We start from the raw sequence: 14,870 nt of genomic DNA, 5'->3' as shown, positions 1-14,870 counted from the left end.
CGCGCGCCGGGGGCGGGAGTCGTGGGCGCGGTCCCCGGCGCCGCCGCCCGCGATGCGCGGGTACGGGCGGCACACCTAAGCTGTCGGGCATGTGCGCGTTCGGTTGGGTGATCGTCGGATGATCGTCGGAGTCGGTATCGACGTGGCCGAGATCAACCGCTTCGAGGCGGCCCTGGCCCGCACTCCCGGTATGGCCGAACGCCTCTTCACCCCGGCCGAACTGCACCTCCCCAGCGGCGAACGCCGCGGCACCGCCTCCCTGGCCGCCCGCTTCGCCGCGAAGGAGGCCGTCGCCAAGGCCCTGGGCGCCCCGCCCGGCCTCCACTGGCTCGACGCCGAGATCACCACCACCCCCTCGGGCCAACCCCGCCTCACCGTCACCGGCACCGTCGCCAACCGCGCCGCCACCCTCGGCGTCACCGGCTGGCACGTCTCCTTGAGCCACGACGCGGGCATCGCCTCCGCGGTGGTCATCGCCGAAGGGTGAGGGCGGGTCAACTCTCGTCGTGACAGCGGCAGGCGGCGCTCCGGATCTCGTCATGGTCGTCGATGGCCCACCTCTGTCTCGTACGGGAATCCGCATAAGGCGACGGGATATACGACGCCGCCGTGTGGCGTCGCGTGGCAGCGGGCACACGGCGTCCGTATTGTCGGGCTGACCGCTGACTGGAGGGTTCGCGATGAGATATGGGCACGGTGTGGAGGCGGTGCGGGCGGCGGAGGGGGAACTGATGGCGCGGGTGCCGGAGGGGGCCTTGATGCAGCGGGCGGCGGCCGGACTGGCCGCGGCGTGCGGGGATGTGCTGGGGCGGGTCTACGGGGCGCGGGTGGTGGTGCTGGCGGGGAGCGGGTCCAACGGTGGGGACGCGCTGTTCGCGGGGGCGCGGCTCGCGAAGCGCGGGGCCGCGGTGACCGCGGTGCTGCTGGCGTCGGACCGTACGCACGAAGGCGGGCTGGCCGCGCTGCTGGCGGCCGGCGGGCGGGCCGTGCACCCGGCGGACGGGCCCGCGGTGATCACCCGGGCGCATCTGGTGCTGGACGGCATCACCGGCATCGGCGGCAAGGGCGGTCTGCGCCCGGCGGCCGTGTCGCTGGCGGAGGCCGCCTACGAGGCCCGGGCGGCGATCGTCGCCGTCGACCTGCCCAGCGGGGTGGACGCCGACACCGGGGAGGTGCGGGGCGCCGCCGTACGCGCCGATGTGACCGTCACCTTCGGCACGTACAAGCCCGGCCTGCTGATCGACCCGGCCGCCGGACTGGCCGGCGCGCTGCGGCTGGTCGACATCGGCCTGGACCCCTACCTCGGCGCGGCCGAACTCGAAGCGCTCCAGCACGCCGACGTCGCCGCCCTGCTGCCCGATCCGACCGGCGAGAGCGACAAGTACGCCCGGGGCGTGGTCGGGATCGCGGCCGGCTCGCAGCGCTACCCCGGCGCGGCCGTGCTCGCGGTGTCCGGCGCGCTGCGGGCCGGCGCGGGCGCGGTGCGCTATGTGGGGCCCGGCGGTGAGGCGGTGCTCGCGCGGCACCCCGAGACACTGGTGTCCACCGGGTCGCCGCACGAGGCGGGCCGCGTCCAGGCCTGGGTGGTCGGCCCCGGGCTCGGCGACACCCCGCAGGCCCGGACGACGGTGGGCGAGGTGCTGGACTCGGACGTACCCGTACTGGTGGACGCCGACGGCCTGCGGATGCTGGACCCCGAGCGGGTGCGGGGCCGGACCGCGCCCACCCTGCTGACCCCGCACGCCGGCGAGGCCGCCGCCCTGCTGGGCTGGGACCGGGCGGACGTCGAGGCACGCCGGCTGGAGGCGGTACGGACGCTGGCCGCGCGCTTCGGCGCGACCGTGCTGCTCAAGGGCTCCACGACACTGGTCGCCGACCCCCGGGACGGCACACCGGTTCGGGTGAATCCCACGGGCACCGCCTGGCTCGCCACGGCGGGCAGCGGCGATGTGCTGTCCGGCCTCACCGGCTCCCTGCTGGCGGCCCGCCTCGACCCCCGCGACGCCGCCTCGGTGGGCGCCTACCTGCACGGCCTGTCCGCCCGGCTGGCCGAAGGCCCGCTGTCCGCCCTGGATGTCGCCGACACGATCCCCGCCGCCTGGCGGAACGTCCGCTCGTGACGCCGGACGGCGGCCCGGACCCGGTCCGCGAGGTCGTGGAGAGGGAAAAGGCACGCGCCTGAGAGACTGAGCTGGATGAACGACATGGACACGCGGGCCAGGGCACGGATCGACCTGGGCGCCTTGCGGGCGAACGTCGCGGCGTTGCGGGCGAGGACCCCCGGCGCCGCGTTCATGGCCGTGGTCAAGGCGGACGGCTACGGGCACGGGATGGTCCGCTGCGCGCGGGCCGCGCTGGCCGCCGGGGCGGGCTGGATCGGCGTCGCGACACCCGAGGAGGCGCTGGCGCTGCGGGCGGCCGGGATCGGCGCCCGGGTGCTGTGCTGGCTGTGGACGCCCGGCGGGCCCTGGCGGGAGTGCGTCGAGGCGGACATCGACGTCACGGTCAGCGCCCGCTGGGCGCTGGACGAGGTGACCCGGGCGGCCAGCGAGACCGGCCGCACCGCCCGGGTGCAGCTCAAGCTCGACGCCGGGCTCGGCCGCAACGGCGCGCAGCCCGCCGAATGGCCCGGTCTGACCGCCGCCGCCCGCGCCGCCGAGGACGCCGGGCTGATCCGCGTCACCGGCCTGTGGTCGCACTTCTCCTGCGCCGACGAGCCCGGCCACCCCTCGATCGCCCGCGAACTCGCCGTCTTCCGCACCGCCCTGGCCCAGGCCGAGGAGGCCGGACTGACCCCCGAGGTGCGGCACATGGCGAACTCGCCGGCCACCCTCACCCTCCCCGAGGCGCGCTTCGACATGGTCCGGCCCGGCATCGCGATGTACGGGATCTCGCCGGTCCCGCAGCTCGGCGGCCCCGCCGACTTCGGGCTGCGCCCGGTGATGAGGCTCACCGCCCGCCTCGCCTCGGTCAAGCGGGTGCCGGGCGGACACGGCGTCAGTTACGGCCGCCACTACGTCACTCCGGGTGAGACCACGCTTGCGCTGGTCCCGCTCGGGTACGCGGACGGTGTGCCGCGCCACGCGTCCAGCGCCGGGCCGGTACTGGTGGCCGGGAAGTGGCGGGTGGTGGCGGGACGTGTGGCGATGGACCAGTTCGTCGTCGACCTCGGTGGCGACGCCGCCGAAGCCGGCGACGAGGCCGTGCTGTTCGGCCCCGGCGACGACGGCGAGCCCACCGCCGAGGACTGGGCCCGCGCCTGCGGCACCATCGCCTACGAGATCGTCACCCGGATCGGCCCCCGCGTTCCCCGCGAGTACGTGGACACCGCCGACGGCCCCGCCGCCGTTCCCGCCGACTCCGGCGGGCGGTGACGGGCTGATGGCCGAGAAGACATGGGAGAAGGCCGGGCTGGTCGGCGCCGCCATCGGCGTGGTGGCCGCGGGCGCCGCCGCCGGAGTGGCGATCGAACGCGTCACGGTGGGCCGCGGCACCCGCCGCCGGGCCCGCCTGGCGCTCGACGCCGCCGGGCCCTACGGCACGCTGCGCGGCGTGCCGGGGACGGCCCTGGCCGAGGACGGCACCGAGCTGTACTTCGAGACGGAGGAGGCCGACCCGCCGCCCGCCCCGCCGGTCCCCCCGGCGCAGGAGCAGCCGCCGAAGCGGGGCCGGGGCTGGCTGCGCCGCCAGGGCGAGCGTCCGGGCGGCGGCCGGACGCGGGCGAACGGCAAGGCGGCCGGGAGCAGCGCCCTGGGCGTGGACGGGATGGTCAGCGGCGGCCTGATCGGGGCCGTGAAGGGCGCGGTGAGCGGGAAGGCCGCGCTGCCCGTCACCGTCGTCTTCTCGCACGGCTACTGCCTGACCCAGGACTCCTGGCACTTCCAGCGCGCCGCCCTGCGCGGCACCGTGCGGGCCGTCTACTGGGACCAGCGCAGCCACGGCCGCAGCGAACGCGGGCGCGACCAGCTCGCGGGCAAGCGCGCCACCATCGACCAACTCGGCCGCGACCTCAAGGCGGTGCTCGACGCGGCCGTACCCGAGGGGCCGGTGATACTGGTCGGTCACTCCATGGGCGGTATGACGGTGATGGCGTTCGCCGACCAGTACCCCGAGTACGTCAAGCAGCGGGTCGCCGGGGTCGCCTTCATCTCGACCTCGGCCGGCAAGCTCGCCGCCGTCACCCTCGGCCTGCCCGCCGCCGGGGCGCGGGCCTTCCGGGCGGTGGCGCCGGGACTGCTGCGGATACTGGGCAGTCAGGCGGAGCTGGTGGAAAGGGGCCGCCGGGCCACCGCCGACCTGTTCACCGGGATCATCAAGCGCTACTCCTTCGGCTCCGACGACATCGACCCCGCCGTGGGCCGCTTCGCCGAGCGGCTGATCGAGGCCACCCCGATCGATGTGGTCGCCGAGTTCTACCCGGCCTTCACCGAGCACGAGAAGGGCGCCGCGCTGGCCGTGCTGGACGGACTGCCCGCGCTGGTGCTGGCCGGCGACAAGGACCTGCTGACGCCCAGCCCGCACAGCGCCGACATCGCCGAGAAGCTGCCCAACGCCGAGCTGATCATCGTGGAGGGCGCCGGGCACTTGGTGCTGATGGAGCGGCCGGCACTGGTCAACACCGCCCTCGCCCGGCTCATTACGGAGGCCGCGGAGACCGTACGCGCGCCGGTCGCACAACGACTTCGAGAGCTCACGGCGGCCCCTGACGCGTAGCATTCGCCTTCATGGGCACTTCGCATGACCCGTACCCGACCGGTACGGAACAGGACGCTCCCGTGGTCCGGATCACCGTCCGTGACCCCGAGCGCATGCACGAGCTGGGACGGCGGCTCGCCTCCCTGCTGACCCCCGGTGACCTGGTCCTCCTCAGCGGCGAGCTGGGCGCGGGCAAGACCACCTTGACCCGCGGCCTCGGCGAGGGCCTGGGCGTACGCGGCGCGGTCACCTCCCCGACCTTCGTCATCGCCCGGGTCCACCCCTCGCTGCGCGGCGGCCCGGCCCTGGTGCACGTGGACGCCTACCGGCTGGGCGGCGGCCTGGACGAGATGGAGGACCTCGACCTCGATGTCTCCCTGCCGGAGTCCGTGGTGGTGGTGGAGTGGGGCGACGGCAAGGTCGAGGACCTCTCCGACGCCCGGCTGCACGTGGTCATCTCCCGGACGACCGGCATGGGCGGCACGGCTGGTACGGCCGTATCCGAGGACCCCGAGGGCCTCGACGACGTCCGCGAGGTGACCGTGACCGGCGTCGGACCACGGTGGGCCAAGGAGGATCTGAGCGCGCTCCGGGTGTGAGCCGACAAGGTGTCGGGAAGATGTTGCGCGGGGGAGGGCGGCCATGGTCTGCTGGATGCGGGCACCTGGTTAGGGCTGCCTAACTTCTCGCTACGAGGAGACGCGCATGCCGGACCAGCACCGCCACTTCCCCCACCCCGACGCTCCCGCCCACCCGGCGCCCACCCCTTCGGTCCGCGACATCCTGGCGGCTTGCGCGGCCGCCCGCACGGTCTCCACACCCCCGGCGGACGAGACCCCGGGGCCAGCCCCGGACCCGACGGCCCCGGCGGGGCGAGGGCGAGACGCGGCTTGAGGGGGACACCCGAAGGGGTGAGGGTGCCGTCTCGTGGGTGCCGTCGGGCGTGAGGGTGCCGATGGATGGGTGCCGTCCAGCGCGAGGGCACCGCCCTTTCCCCTTTTTTGCCGCGCCCTCGCCTCCGGCCGCTTAGACCCGGTGTCGACGGTCGATCGTGCTCGCTCGCTCGTTCCTCACTCACTGCGCGCGTTCTCCACTTTCGACACCGGCGCGGCCTTTGGCTCGGTCGCTACCGGCGAACCGCACAGCGCGAGGTGAACGAATCGGCGAACCGTACGGCGCCCGGTGACCCTGGGGTGCTCGGCTGGGTCCACCTGACGCCCGACGGTTCGCCGGTAGCCAGCGAGCCGAAGGGCGCGCCGGTGTCGAAAGGGAGAACGCGCGGAGGTCCTGAGGAACGAAGGATCGAGCACGATCGACCGTCGACACCGGACTTAAGCGCCCGGAGGCGAGAGGGCGGCAAAAAAAGGGGAAAGGGCGGTGCCCTCACGCCCCACGGCGCCCACGAAACGGTGCCCTCACGCCCGACGCCCCCACCCCCCACGGCACCCCCCTACGGCACCCCCGCGCTCAACGGCACCCACCCCACGGCTCCCCCCCACCCCCTACCCCACCACCTCCACCCTGCTGCCGATCGTCGCGCGCTGCCACAACTCCGTGCCGTCGCTGCGGGTTTCACGGATCGCGCCGGTGCGCTTGGCCGGGGCGGGGGGCTGGAAGGAGCCGTCGAGGGTTTCGCTGAAGCCGATGTTGGCGGTGGGGGTCCGGGCGAAGAGGACGATGTGCTGGACCTTGCGGCCGTCGCCGCCGACCCCGAGGGCGCGGCGGGCGAAGACGCGGTGGGGGCCGGGGGCGGGGTGGACGGCGCCGCTGTGGACCGGGAAGGTGCGCAGCAGGCGCTCGTGGTCGTCGATCAGCCAGACACGGTCGCGGGCGACGCTGTAGACGACGCGCTTGCCGGAGCCGGAGTCGGCCGGGACGGCCAGCAGCGGGGCCGCGCCGCTCGCCCGGGCCTTGCCGGCCGTACGGGCCGCCGCGAGGGCCGCGGCGTCCGGCGCGGAGGAGGCCGCCACCAGCGCCAGCGTGCCCACGGCGAGCAGCGCCGTCCCGACGAGTCCGGTGACCAGTGCGCCGGCCTTGATCCTCACCACGGTCGCGTCCTTCCGCTTCTCGTACCCCGCCGGCCGTGGCGGTTCGCCCGGTCGGCCCAACCCGCCGCCGGGTTCCCGGCCTGTCTCATTCCATACGAATTACGTATTTGATCCGGTATGACGTTAGCAGCCGCCCCGCCCACCGCCCCGGCGCCGCGAGCGCGCGCCGTACGCTTGGAGGCGTGCTCCTGCTTGCCTTCGACACCGCCACGCCAGCCGTCACCGCCGCCCTGCACGACGGGGAGCGGGTGCTCGCCGAGTCCACCGTGGTCGACGCGCGCCGGCACGGCGAGCTGCTGATGCCCGCCGTGGACCGGGTGCTGGCCGCCGCCGGTGCCACGATGGCCCAGGTCACCGGCGTGGTGGTCGGCGTCGGACCGGGTCCGTACACCGGGCTGCGGGTCGGCCTGGTGACCGCCGCGGCCTTCGGGGACGCCCTCGACGTACCGGTGCACGGGGTGTGCACGCTGGACGGGCTGGCCTGGGCGGCCGGTGAGGGGGGTCTGGACGGACCGTTCGTGGTGGCCACGGACGCCCGCCGCAAGGAGGTCTACTGGGCGCGCTACGACGGCCCCCAGCTGCGGGTCACCGAGCCCGCGGTGAACCGCCCGGCCGACATCGCCGAGCAGGTGGCCGAGCTGCCCGCGGTCGGCGCCGGCGCGCATCTGTACCCCGAGGTCTTCGCCGACCACCGCCCCGACCCCGCCCACCAGTCGGCCGGCGCGCTGGCCTCGCTCGCCGCCCACCGGCTGGCGACCGGGCAGTCCTTCCCGCCCGCGCTCCCGCTCTATCTGCGGCGGCCCGACGCGCAGGTGCCGGCCGGCTACAAGGCGGTACTCCCGAAGTGAGCACGGCCGCGGACGCCGCCGGAGCCACCGGCGCCGGGAACGGCGTGGTCCTGCGGGACATGCGCTGGTGGGACCTGGACGCCGTCACCGCCCTGGAACACGACCTCTTTCCCGAGGACGCCTGGTCGCGCGGCATGTTCTGGTCCGAGCTGGCCGACGCCGGGCACCCGGCGGCGAGCCGGCGCTATGTCGTCGCCGAGACGCCCGAAGGCCGGCTCGTCGGCTACGCCGGGCTCGCCGCGGTGGCCGGCACCGGCGATGTGCAGACCATCGCCGCCGCCCGCGACCACTGGGGCACCGGCCTGGGCGCCCGGCTGCTGACCGAGCTGCTGCGGACCGCGACCGCCGCCGAGTGCCACGAGGTGCTGCTGGAGGTACGCGTCGACAACCCGCGCGCCCAGCGCCTCTACCGGCGCTTCGGCTTCGAACCCATCGGCGTGCGCAAGGGCTACTACCAGCCGGGCAACGTCGACGCCCTCGTGATGCGGCTGGCCGACCCCGCCGCCAGCCCCGCGACCACGAGCGCCGACCCCGCCGATCCCCCTGCCGATCCCCCTGCCGATCCCCCTGCCGACCCCGCCTCCACCGTCACCGCCGGCGACGAGCCAGGCGTACAGGAAACAGAGATCCATGGCTGACGAACCCCTTGTCCTGGGCATCGAGACCTCGTGCGACGAGACCGGTGTCGGCGTCGTGCGCGGGCACACCCTGCTGGCCGACGCGATCGCCTCCAGCGTCGACGAGCACGCCCGCTTCGGCGGTGTCGTCCCCGAGGTCGCCAGCCGCGCCCATCTGGAGGCGATGATCCCCACCGTCCAGCGGGCCCTGAAGCAGGCCGGGGTGAGCGCCCGCGACCTCGACGGCATCGCGGTCACCGCCGGGCCCGGCCTGGCCGGCGCGCTGCTGGTGGGGGTGTCGGCGGCCAAGGCGTACGCGTACGCGCTCGGCAAGCCGCTCTACGGCGTCAACCACCTGGCGTCCCACATCTGCGTCGACCAGCTGGAGCACGGCCCGCTGCCCGAGCCCACGATGGCGCTGCTGGTCTCCGGCGGGCACTCCTCGCTGCTGCTCGCCCCCGACATCACCGGCGACGTACGGCCGCTGGGCGCGACCATCGACGACGCGGCGGGCGAGGCGTTCGACAAGGTGGCCCGGGTGCTCGGCCTCGGCTTCCCCGGCGGGCCCGCCATCGACCGCCACGCCCGCGACGGCGACCCGGCGTCGATCGCCTTTCCGCGCGGGCTGACCGGCGGCCGGGACGCGGCCTACGACTTCTCCTTCTCCGGGCTGAAGACGGCGGTCGCCCGCTGGGTCGAGGCGCGGCGCCGGGAGGGCCGGGAGGTCCCGATCGCCGATGTGGCCGCGTCCTTCCAGGAGGCGGTGGTGGACGTGCTGACCCGTAAGGCGATCCGGGCCTGCAAGGACAACGGCGTCGACCATCTGATGATCGGCGGGGGAGTGGCCGCCAACTCCCGGCTGCGCTCGCTGGCCCTCGAACGCTGCGCGGACGCCGGTATCCGGCTGCGGGTGCCCCGCCCGGGGCTCTGCACGGACAACGGCGCCATGGTCGCCGCCCTGGGCGCCGAGATGGTGGCACGCGGCCGTCCGGCCTCCACCCTCGACCTGCCGGCCGACTCCTCGCTGCCGGTCACCGAGGTGTCGGTACCGGGGCACACGCACGGGCGGCCGGGCGAGGACGGCCACGAGGCGCCGCAGGCCCGCGTCCACCCGCAGGCGCACCCCGAGGTCCCCGGCCACGGCGTCCCGGAGCCCGTCCACGGCCAGGTCCTCGGCCACGATCACAGGCACGATCACCGCCGCGATCACGACCATGTCCATGAGCTGAGCAAGGACAACCTGTACGGATGACCGTCACCCTGATGTGGGAGGCCGCCGCGGCGGACGGCTGCGGCCCCCGGCTGCTGGACTGGGCCCGGGAGCAGGACCTGTCCCCGATGCCCCGGCGGCTGGAGTTCCTGATCGCGCCCGGCGACCGGGTGCTGGTGATCAGCTGGTGGGAGCAGCCGTACGACGCCGAGCTGCCCGAACTGCCCGATCCGCCGGGCGAGCTGGTCCGCCGTCAGGTGCACCGCTGGCGGTTCGTCTCGGTGTCGGTGGAGAGCTGACGCACCCTCGCGACCGGGACTGACGCGCGCTCAGTCCCGTGCGGCCGGCCGTCCGATGAGCATGGCGGGCGAGCCCGCCACCCGGGTGAGGAAGACGGTCGCCGCGTTCGGCCCCCGCGGTCTCACCCGGCGCCGCACCTCCTCCGGCTCCACCGCGGAACCGCGCTTCTTCACCGTCAGCGTGCCCACCTCCCGCTCCCGCAGCAGCGCCTTGAGCCGCTTCAGGTTGAACGGCAGCACATCGCCGATCTCGTACGCCGTCGCGTACGGCGTCGGCCGCCGCTCGTCCGCGGTCACATAGGCGATGGTCGGGTCGATCAGCCCGCCGTCCACCTCTTCGGCCACCGCCGCCACCAGATGCGCGCGGATGACCGCGCCGTCCGGCTCGTAGAGGAAGCGCCCCACCGGCCGCACCGACGGGTCCGGCGGCAGGGACGCGGCCCGCAGCGCAGCCCCCGAGGGCAGCAGGGTGGCGCGTACGGCGCCGGGCCGGGTGCCGAACCACAGCGCCGCCTCCTTCACGTCCCCCCGGTCCGACACCCATTCGGCCTCGGCGTCGGCGGGCACCGCCTCGTGCGGGATGCCGGGGGCGACCTTCACGGCGGCGAAGGGGACGCGGCGGGCGGCGGTCACCGCCCAGGACAGCGGCGGCGAGTAGGCCTCGGGGTCGAAGGTGCGGCCCCGCCCGGTCCGCCGGGCCGGGTCGACGAAGACCGCGTCGTAGCCGGCCGTATCCGTCTCGGCGACATCCGCGCACCGCACCTCGATCCGGTCCGCCAGACCCAGCGCCTCGGCGTTGGCGCGGGCCACCGCGCAGGTCAGCGGGTCGCGGTCGACGGCCAGCACCTCGATGCCCGCCCGGGCCAGCGCGATCGCGTCGCCGCCGATGCCGCCGCACAGATCGGCCAGTCGCCGCACGCCCAGCGCCCGGAAACGCTCGGCCCGGTGGGCGGCGACACTCGTTCGGGTGGCCTGCTCGACGCCGTCCGGCGTGAAATACATCCGGTGCGCGTCGTCCGGCCCGAATTTCGCCACCGCCCGCTGCCGCAGCCGCGCCTGCCCGAGCGCCGCCGAGACCAGCCCGGCGTCGTAGCTCCTGCGCAGCCGGGTCGCCACGGCCAGGTCGGCGGCCGGGTCGTGGTCGCGCAGCCCGCCGAGCAGCGCCCGGCCGTCCTCGGTCAGCAGGTCGCGCAGGTTCTCGGGGTCCACCGGACCATTGTCGGTCACCCGGCCGGGCCGCCGTCCCGCCGGTGCGGACCGGCGCCCGCGGTCCCCGGGAGGGGCACTGATGCACCCGTCCGGACCACGCCACTGGCACTCCGCTTGACCGAGTGCTAAGTGCGTCCTAGTCTCAGTTCTGGCACTCGGCACCGCTGAGTGCCAGAACTCAGCGACGGGCAGGTCCGGCACCCGCGACGACGGGCCTACCAGGTCGCCGACCCAGACAGACACTCCCGTGAGCCCTTTGAAGGGGGAGGTCGGATCGTGACGACCGCCAGCACCAAGGTTGCCATCAAGCCGCTTGAGGACCGCATTGTGGTCCAGCCGCTCGACGCCGAGCAGACCACGGCCTCGGGCCTGGTCATTCCGGACACGGCGAAGGAGAAGCCCCAGGAGGGCGTCGTCCTTGCCGTCGGTCCGGGCCGCTTCGAGGACGGCAACCGGCTGCCGCTCGACGTCTCCGTGGGGGACGTCGTGCTCTACAGCAAGTACGGCGGCACCGAGGTGAAGTACAACGGCGAGGAGTACCTCGTCCTCTCGGCGCGCGACGTCCTCGCGATCGTCGAGAAGTAAGTCTTCCGGCTTCACCGAACAGCCGTGATCCCGCCCCGGGTTCTCCGTGTCCTTCAGGCCGGGGCCCCGGGGCGGTTTCGTTGACCGTCCTCACCGATGACTGACGACGACAACTGACTGACGAGTAGACGAGGTAGTTCCCAGGCATGGCCAAGATTCTGAAGTTCGACGAGGACGCCCGTCGCGCCCTTGAGCGCGGCGTCAACAAGCTCGCCGACACCGTGAAGGTGACCATCGGCCCCAAGGGCCGCAATGTCGTCATCGACAAGAAGTTCGGCGCCCCGACGATCACCAACGACGGCGTCACCATCGCCCGTGAGGTGGAGCTCGACGACCCGTACGAGAACCTGGGCGCCCAGCTCGTCAAGGAGGTGGCGACCAAGACCAACGACATCGCGGGTGACGGCACCACCACCGCGACCGTGCTGGCCCAGGCCCTGGTCCGCGAAGGCCTGCGCAACGTCGCGGCCGGCGCCTCCCCCGCCGCCCTGAAGAAGGGCATCGACGCGGCCGTCAAGGCCGTCTCCGAGGAGCTGCTGTCCTCCGCCCGCGCGATCGAGGGCAAGGAGGACATCGCCGCCGTCGCCGCGCTCTCCGCGCAGGACAAGCAGGTCGGCGAGCTGATCGCCGAGGCGATGGACAAGGTCGGCAAGGACGGTGTCATCACCGTCGAGGAGTCCAACACCTTCGGCCTGGAGCTGGAGTTCACCGAGGGCATGGCCTTCGACAAGGGCTACCTCTCGCCGTACTTCGTCACCGACCAGGAGCGGATGGAGGCCGTCCTCGACGACCCGTACATCCTGATCCACCAGGGCAAGATCACCTCCATCCAGGACATGCTGCCGCTGCTGGAGAAGATCATCCAGGCCGGTGCGTCCAAGCCGCTGCTGATCATCGCGGAGGACGTGGAGGGCGAGGCCCTGTCCACCCTGGTCGTCAACAAGATCCGCGGCACGTTCAACGCCGTCGCGGTCAAGGCGCCCGGCTTCGGTGACCGCCGCAAGGCCATGCTCGGCGACATCGCCACCCTGACCGGTGCGACCGTCATCGCCGAGGAGGTCGGCCTCAAGCTGGACGGAGCAGGTCTCGACCTGCTCGGCACCGCCCGCCGGGTCACCGTCACCAAGGACGAGACCACGATCGTCGACGGCGCCGGTGACAAGGCCGAGATCGACGGCCGGGTCAACCAGATCAAGGCCGAGATCGGCACCACCGACTCCGACTGGGACCGCGAGAAGCTCCAGGAGCGCCTCGCCAAGCTGGCCGGCGGCGTCTGCGTGATCAAGGTCGGCGCGGCCACCGAGGTGGAGCTCAAGGAGAAGAAGCACCGCCTGGAGGACGCGATCTCCGCGACCCGCGCGGCCGTCGAGGAGGGCATCGTCTCCGGCGGTGGCTCCGCCCTGGTCCACGCGGTCAAGGTGCTCGACGACAACCTGGGCAAGACCGGCGACGAGGCCACCGGTGTCGCGGTCGTCCGCCGCGCCGCCGTCGAGCCGCTGCGCTGGATCGCCGAGAACGCCGGCCTCGAAGGCTATGTGATCACCGCCAAGGTCGCCGACCTCGACAAGGGCCACGGTTTCAACGCGGCCACCGGCGAGTACGGCGACCTCATCAAGGCCGGCGTCATCGACCCGGTCAAGGTCACCCGCTCCGCCCTGGAGAACGCGGCCTCCATCGCCTCCCTCCTCCTCACGACCGAGACCCTGGTCGTCGAGAAGAAGGAAGAGGAGCCCGCCGAGGCCGGCCACAGCCACGGCCACTCGCACTGACGCACCCCCGCACCACCTGAACACCCGCAGCGGCCCGGCCCCCCTCGAAAGAGGGGGGGCCGGGCCGCACGCGTTTCAGCCACCCGGCGCGGGCGGCTCAGAGCTTGGGGTCGTAGCGGCGGGTGGTGCGCTGGGAGGCCGCGGCGAAGAGGGCGGGCGGGGTGTGGCGGGCCAGGGCGACGGCGAGTTTGTAGCGGGGGTCGGGGATGCTGACCGTGCGGCCGCGGGACAGGTCGCGCAGCGCGGTGGCGACGACCTTGTTGGGGTTGAGCCACGCCCAGGAGGGGGCCTTGCCGGGATCCATGCCCGCGCGTTCGTGGAATTCGGTGCGGACCAGGCCCGGGCACAGCGCGAGGAAGCGGACGCCGGAGCCGTCGAGTTCGCGGGCGATGCCCTCGGTGAAGCTGACCACCCACGCCTTGCTGGCGCCGTAGGTGCCGCGGGGCATGAACGCGGCGGTGGACGCCACGTTGATGACGAAGCCGTGGCGGCGCTCGCGCATGGCGGGCACCGCCGCCGAGGTGAGGCGCAGCACCGCCTCGCAGTGGACCTTCAGCATGCGCGACTCGTCGGTGACGGAAGTCTCCAGGAACCTCCCGCGATGCCCGAACCCCGCGTTGTTGACCAGCACCTGCACCCGCGCGCCGGGATCACGCAGGCGCGCCTCGACCGCCGCGATGCCGTCGTCCTCGGCCAGATCGGCGGGCAGCACCTCGGCCGCCGTGTTGTACCGCGCCCCCAGCTCCGCCGCCGTGCGCCGCAGCCGCTCCTCGTCGCGGGCGACCAGCACCAGACGGTGACCCGCGGCCGCGAGCCGCCGCGCGAAGGCCGCGCCGATGCCGGAGGTCGCACCGGTGATCAGTGAAGTCGTCATGCGGGCAGCGTAGAGGGCCCCGGCGGGACGGCCCAGACGTACGGACCGGTGACAGCACTAGCGGGCCAGGCGGCGGCGGATCGCTTCGCGTTCGTCGGCGGGGAAGGCGGGGACGTCGAGGAGGAGGGGGAGGAGGTCGGGGGCGGTGGTGAGGGCGCGGAAGGAGACGGCGACGGTGACGGCGTGGGTCCGGGGGCGGGAGACGACGGTGATCGGGTCGCCCGCGGTGATCTGGCCGGGTTCGATCACCCGGAAGTAGGGGCCCGGCAGGGCGGCCCGGGTGAAGCGGGGGAGCCAGCCGCTTTCGCCGAGCCAGCCGGCGAAGGTGGAGCAGGGGATACGCGGGCAGGAGACTTCGAGCAGGACGCCCCCGACGCGCCAGCGCTCGCCGATCAGCGCGGAGTTGACGTCGATGCCGCTGGTGGTGAGATTCTCGCCGAAGCAGCCGCCGGCCAGCTCGCGGCCCAACTCCCGCTCCCAGTGGTCGAGATCCTCGCGGGCGTAGGCGTATACCGCCTGGTCGGCGCCACCGTGGTGCCCGATGTCGTACGCGTGGTCACCGGCCAGGCCCACCGAGCCGTCGCCCTTCGGGCCGGGTACGGTCACCGCGACCGGGCCCGCCACCGGCCGCTTGTCGATGCCGGTGGTCGAGACGCGCTTCCACGGGTTGGGACGCGGTCGGCCCACATTGACGCTGAGTATGTGCGGCATGCTGC

At 73.9% G+C, this 14,870-nt stretch carries 15 protein-coding genes; 11 read left to right on the top strand and 4 right to left on the bottom strand.

What is annotated here, in order from left to right; translation table 11 throughout:
- Positions 1 to 118 precede the first annotated feature (118 nt).
- From ACFO3J_RS15780 to tsaE, 5 genes are all read left to right on the top strand, one after another.
- A complete protein-coding gene (locus ACFO3J_RS15780; RefSeq protein WP_386430016.1) occupies positions 119 to 487 on the top strand; it encodes a holo-ACP synthase in 369 nt (122 codons plus the stop codon).
- 193 nt (positions 488 to 680) lie between these two features.
- Entirely contained in the window at positions 681 to 2,120 is a 1,440-nt protein-coding gene (locus tag ACFO3J_RS15775) for an NAD(P)H-hydrate dehydratase (protein WP_386430015.1), read from the top strand.
- A gap of 75 nt (positions 2,121 to 2,195) precedes the next feature.
- Positions 2,196 to 3,374 (top strand): alanine racemase, encoded by a 1,179-nt coding sequence (gene alr / locus ACFO3J_RS15770; RefSeq protein WP_386430014.1) that lies wholly within the window; start codon positions 2,196 to 2,198, stop codon positions 3,372 to 3,374.
- 7 nt (positions 3,375 to 3,381) lie between these two features.
- Positions 3,382 to 4,713: an alpha/beta fold hydrolase gene (locus ACFO3J_RS15765; RefSeq protein ID WP_386430013.1), complete on the top strand. Its 1,332-nt coding sequence runs from the start codon at positions 3,382 to 3,384 to the stop codon at positions 4,711 to 4,713.
- Between the two features lie 11 nt (positions 4,714 to 4,724).
- Positions 4,725 to 5,294 carry a tRNA (adenosine(37)-N6)-threonylcarbamoyltransferase complex ATPase subunit type 1 TsaE gene (gene tsaE / locus ACFO3J_RS15760; protein WP_386430012.1) on the top strand — a complete coding sequence of 190 codons (570 nt, stop codon included), beginning with the start codon at positions 4,725 to 4,727 and terminating at the stop codon, positions 5,292 to 5,294.
- Positions 5,295 to 6,197: 903 nt separating this feature from the next.
- On the opposite strand, the gene ACFO3J_RS15755 is transcribed toward tsaE, so the two are convergent.
- On the bottom strand, positions 6,198 to 6,743 hold the full coding sequence (locus tag ACFO3J_RS15755; RefSeq protein ID WP_386430011.1) for a hypothetical protein: 546 nt from the start codon (positions 6,741 to 6,743) through the stop codon (positions 6,198 to 6,200).
- 182 nt (positions 6,744 to 6,925) lie between these two features.
- Here ACFO3J_RS15755 and tsaB point away from each other — a divergent pair, with 182 nt between their 5' ends.
- Genes tsaB through ACFO3J_RS15735 form a run of 4 tightly spaced genes read left to right on the top strand, consistent with a single transcriptional unit; the run spans position 6,926 to position 9,717 of the window.
- Complete coding sequence (gene tsaB / locus ACFO3J_RS15750; RefSeq protein WP_386430010.1) at positions 6,926 to 7,591, top strand: tRNA (adenosine(37)-N6)-threonylcarbamoyltransferase complex dimerization subunit type 1 TsaB; 666 nt, start codon at positions 6,926 to 6,928, stop codon at positions 7,589 to 7,591.
- Between the two features lie 59 nt (positions 7,592 to 7,650).
- Complete coding sequence (gene rimI, locus ACFO3J_RS15745) at positions 7,651 to 8,229, top strand: ribosomal protein S18-alanine N-acetyltransferase (protein ID WP_386430236.1); 579 nt, start codon at positions 7,651 to 7,653, stop codon at positions 8,227 to 8,229.
- Complete coding sequence (gene tsaD / locus ACFO3J_RS15740) at positions 8,222 to 9,460, top strand: tRNA (adenosine(37)-N6)-threonylcarbamoyltransferase complex transferase subunit TsaD (protein ID WP_386430009.1); 1,239 nt, start codon at positions 8,222 to 8,224, stop codon at positions 9,458 to 9,460. Before rimI ends, tsaD begins: the two co-directional genes overlap by 8 nt.
- Positions 9,457 to 9,717 (top strand): hypothetical protein, encoded by a 261-nt coding sequence (locus ACFO3J_RS15735; RefSeq protein ID WP_386430008.1) that lies wholly within the window; start codon positions 9,457 to 9,459, stop codon positions 9,715 to 9,717. Before tsaD ends, ACFO3J_RS15735 begins: the two co-directional genes overlap by 4 nt.
- Positions 9,718 to 9,747: 30 nt before the next feature.
- Here the strand turns inward: ACFO3J_RS15735 and ACFO3J_RS15730 are convergent, their stop codons facing one another.
- Positions 9,748 to 10,944 (bottom strand): THUMP-like domain-containing protein, encoded by a 1,197-nt coding sequence (locus ACFO3J_RS15730; protein ID WP_386430007.1) that lies wholly within the window; start codon positions 10,942 to 10,944, stop codon positions 9,748 to 9,750.
- Positions 10,945 to 11,202: 258 nt separating this feature from the next.
- Between ACFO3J_RS15730 and groES the strand changes: the two genes are divergently transcribed.
- Both groES and groL read left to right on the top strand, forming a co-directional pair.
- Positions 11,203 to 11,511, top strand: a complete 309-nt coding sequence (gene groES / locus ACFO3J_RS15725; protein WP_093740451.1) for a co-chaperone GroES — start codon at positions 11,203 to 11,205, stop codon at positions 11,509 to 11,511.
- Positions 11,512 to 11,657: 146 nt separating this feature from the next.
- Complete coding sequence (gene groL / locus ACFO3J_RS15720; RefSeq protein ID WP_386430006.1) at positions 11,658 to 13,280, top strand: chaperonin GroEL; 1,623 nt, start codon at positions 11,658 to 11,660, stop codon at positions 13,278 to 13,280.
- Positions 13,281 to 13,377: 97 nt separating this feature from the next.
- Here groL and ACFO3J_RS15715 read toward each other — a convergent pair whose 3' ends face one another.
- Positions 13,378 to 14,154 (bottom strand): SDR family NAD(P)-dependent oxidoreductase, encoded by a 777-nt coding sequence (locus ACFO3J_RS15715; RefSeq protein WP_386430005.1) that lies wholly within the window; start codon positions 14,152 to 14,154, stop codon positions 13,378 to 13,380.
- Positions 14,155 to 14,211: 57 nt separating this feature from the next.
- The gene (locus ACFO3J_RS15710) at positions 14,212 to 14,865 is read right to left on the bottom strand and encodes an MOSC domain-containing protein (RefSeq protein WP_386430235.1); all 654 of its coding nucleotides are present in this window, start codon (positions 14,863 to 14,865) and stop codon (positions 14,212 to 14,214) included.
- Positions 14,866 to 14,870 lie beyond the last annotated feature (5 nt).

Origin of the sequence: Streptomyces polygonati (genome assembly GCF_042650325.1) — a bacterium.
Taxonomy (GTDB): domain Bacteria; phylum Actinomycetota; class Actinomycetes; order Streptomycetales; family Streptomycetaceae; genus Actinacidiphila; species Actinacidiphila polygonati.
The sequence above is the reverse complement of the archived record's forward strand: the minus strand, read 5'-3'. Positions and strand labels throughout refer to the sequence as shown.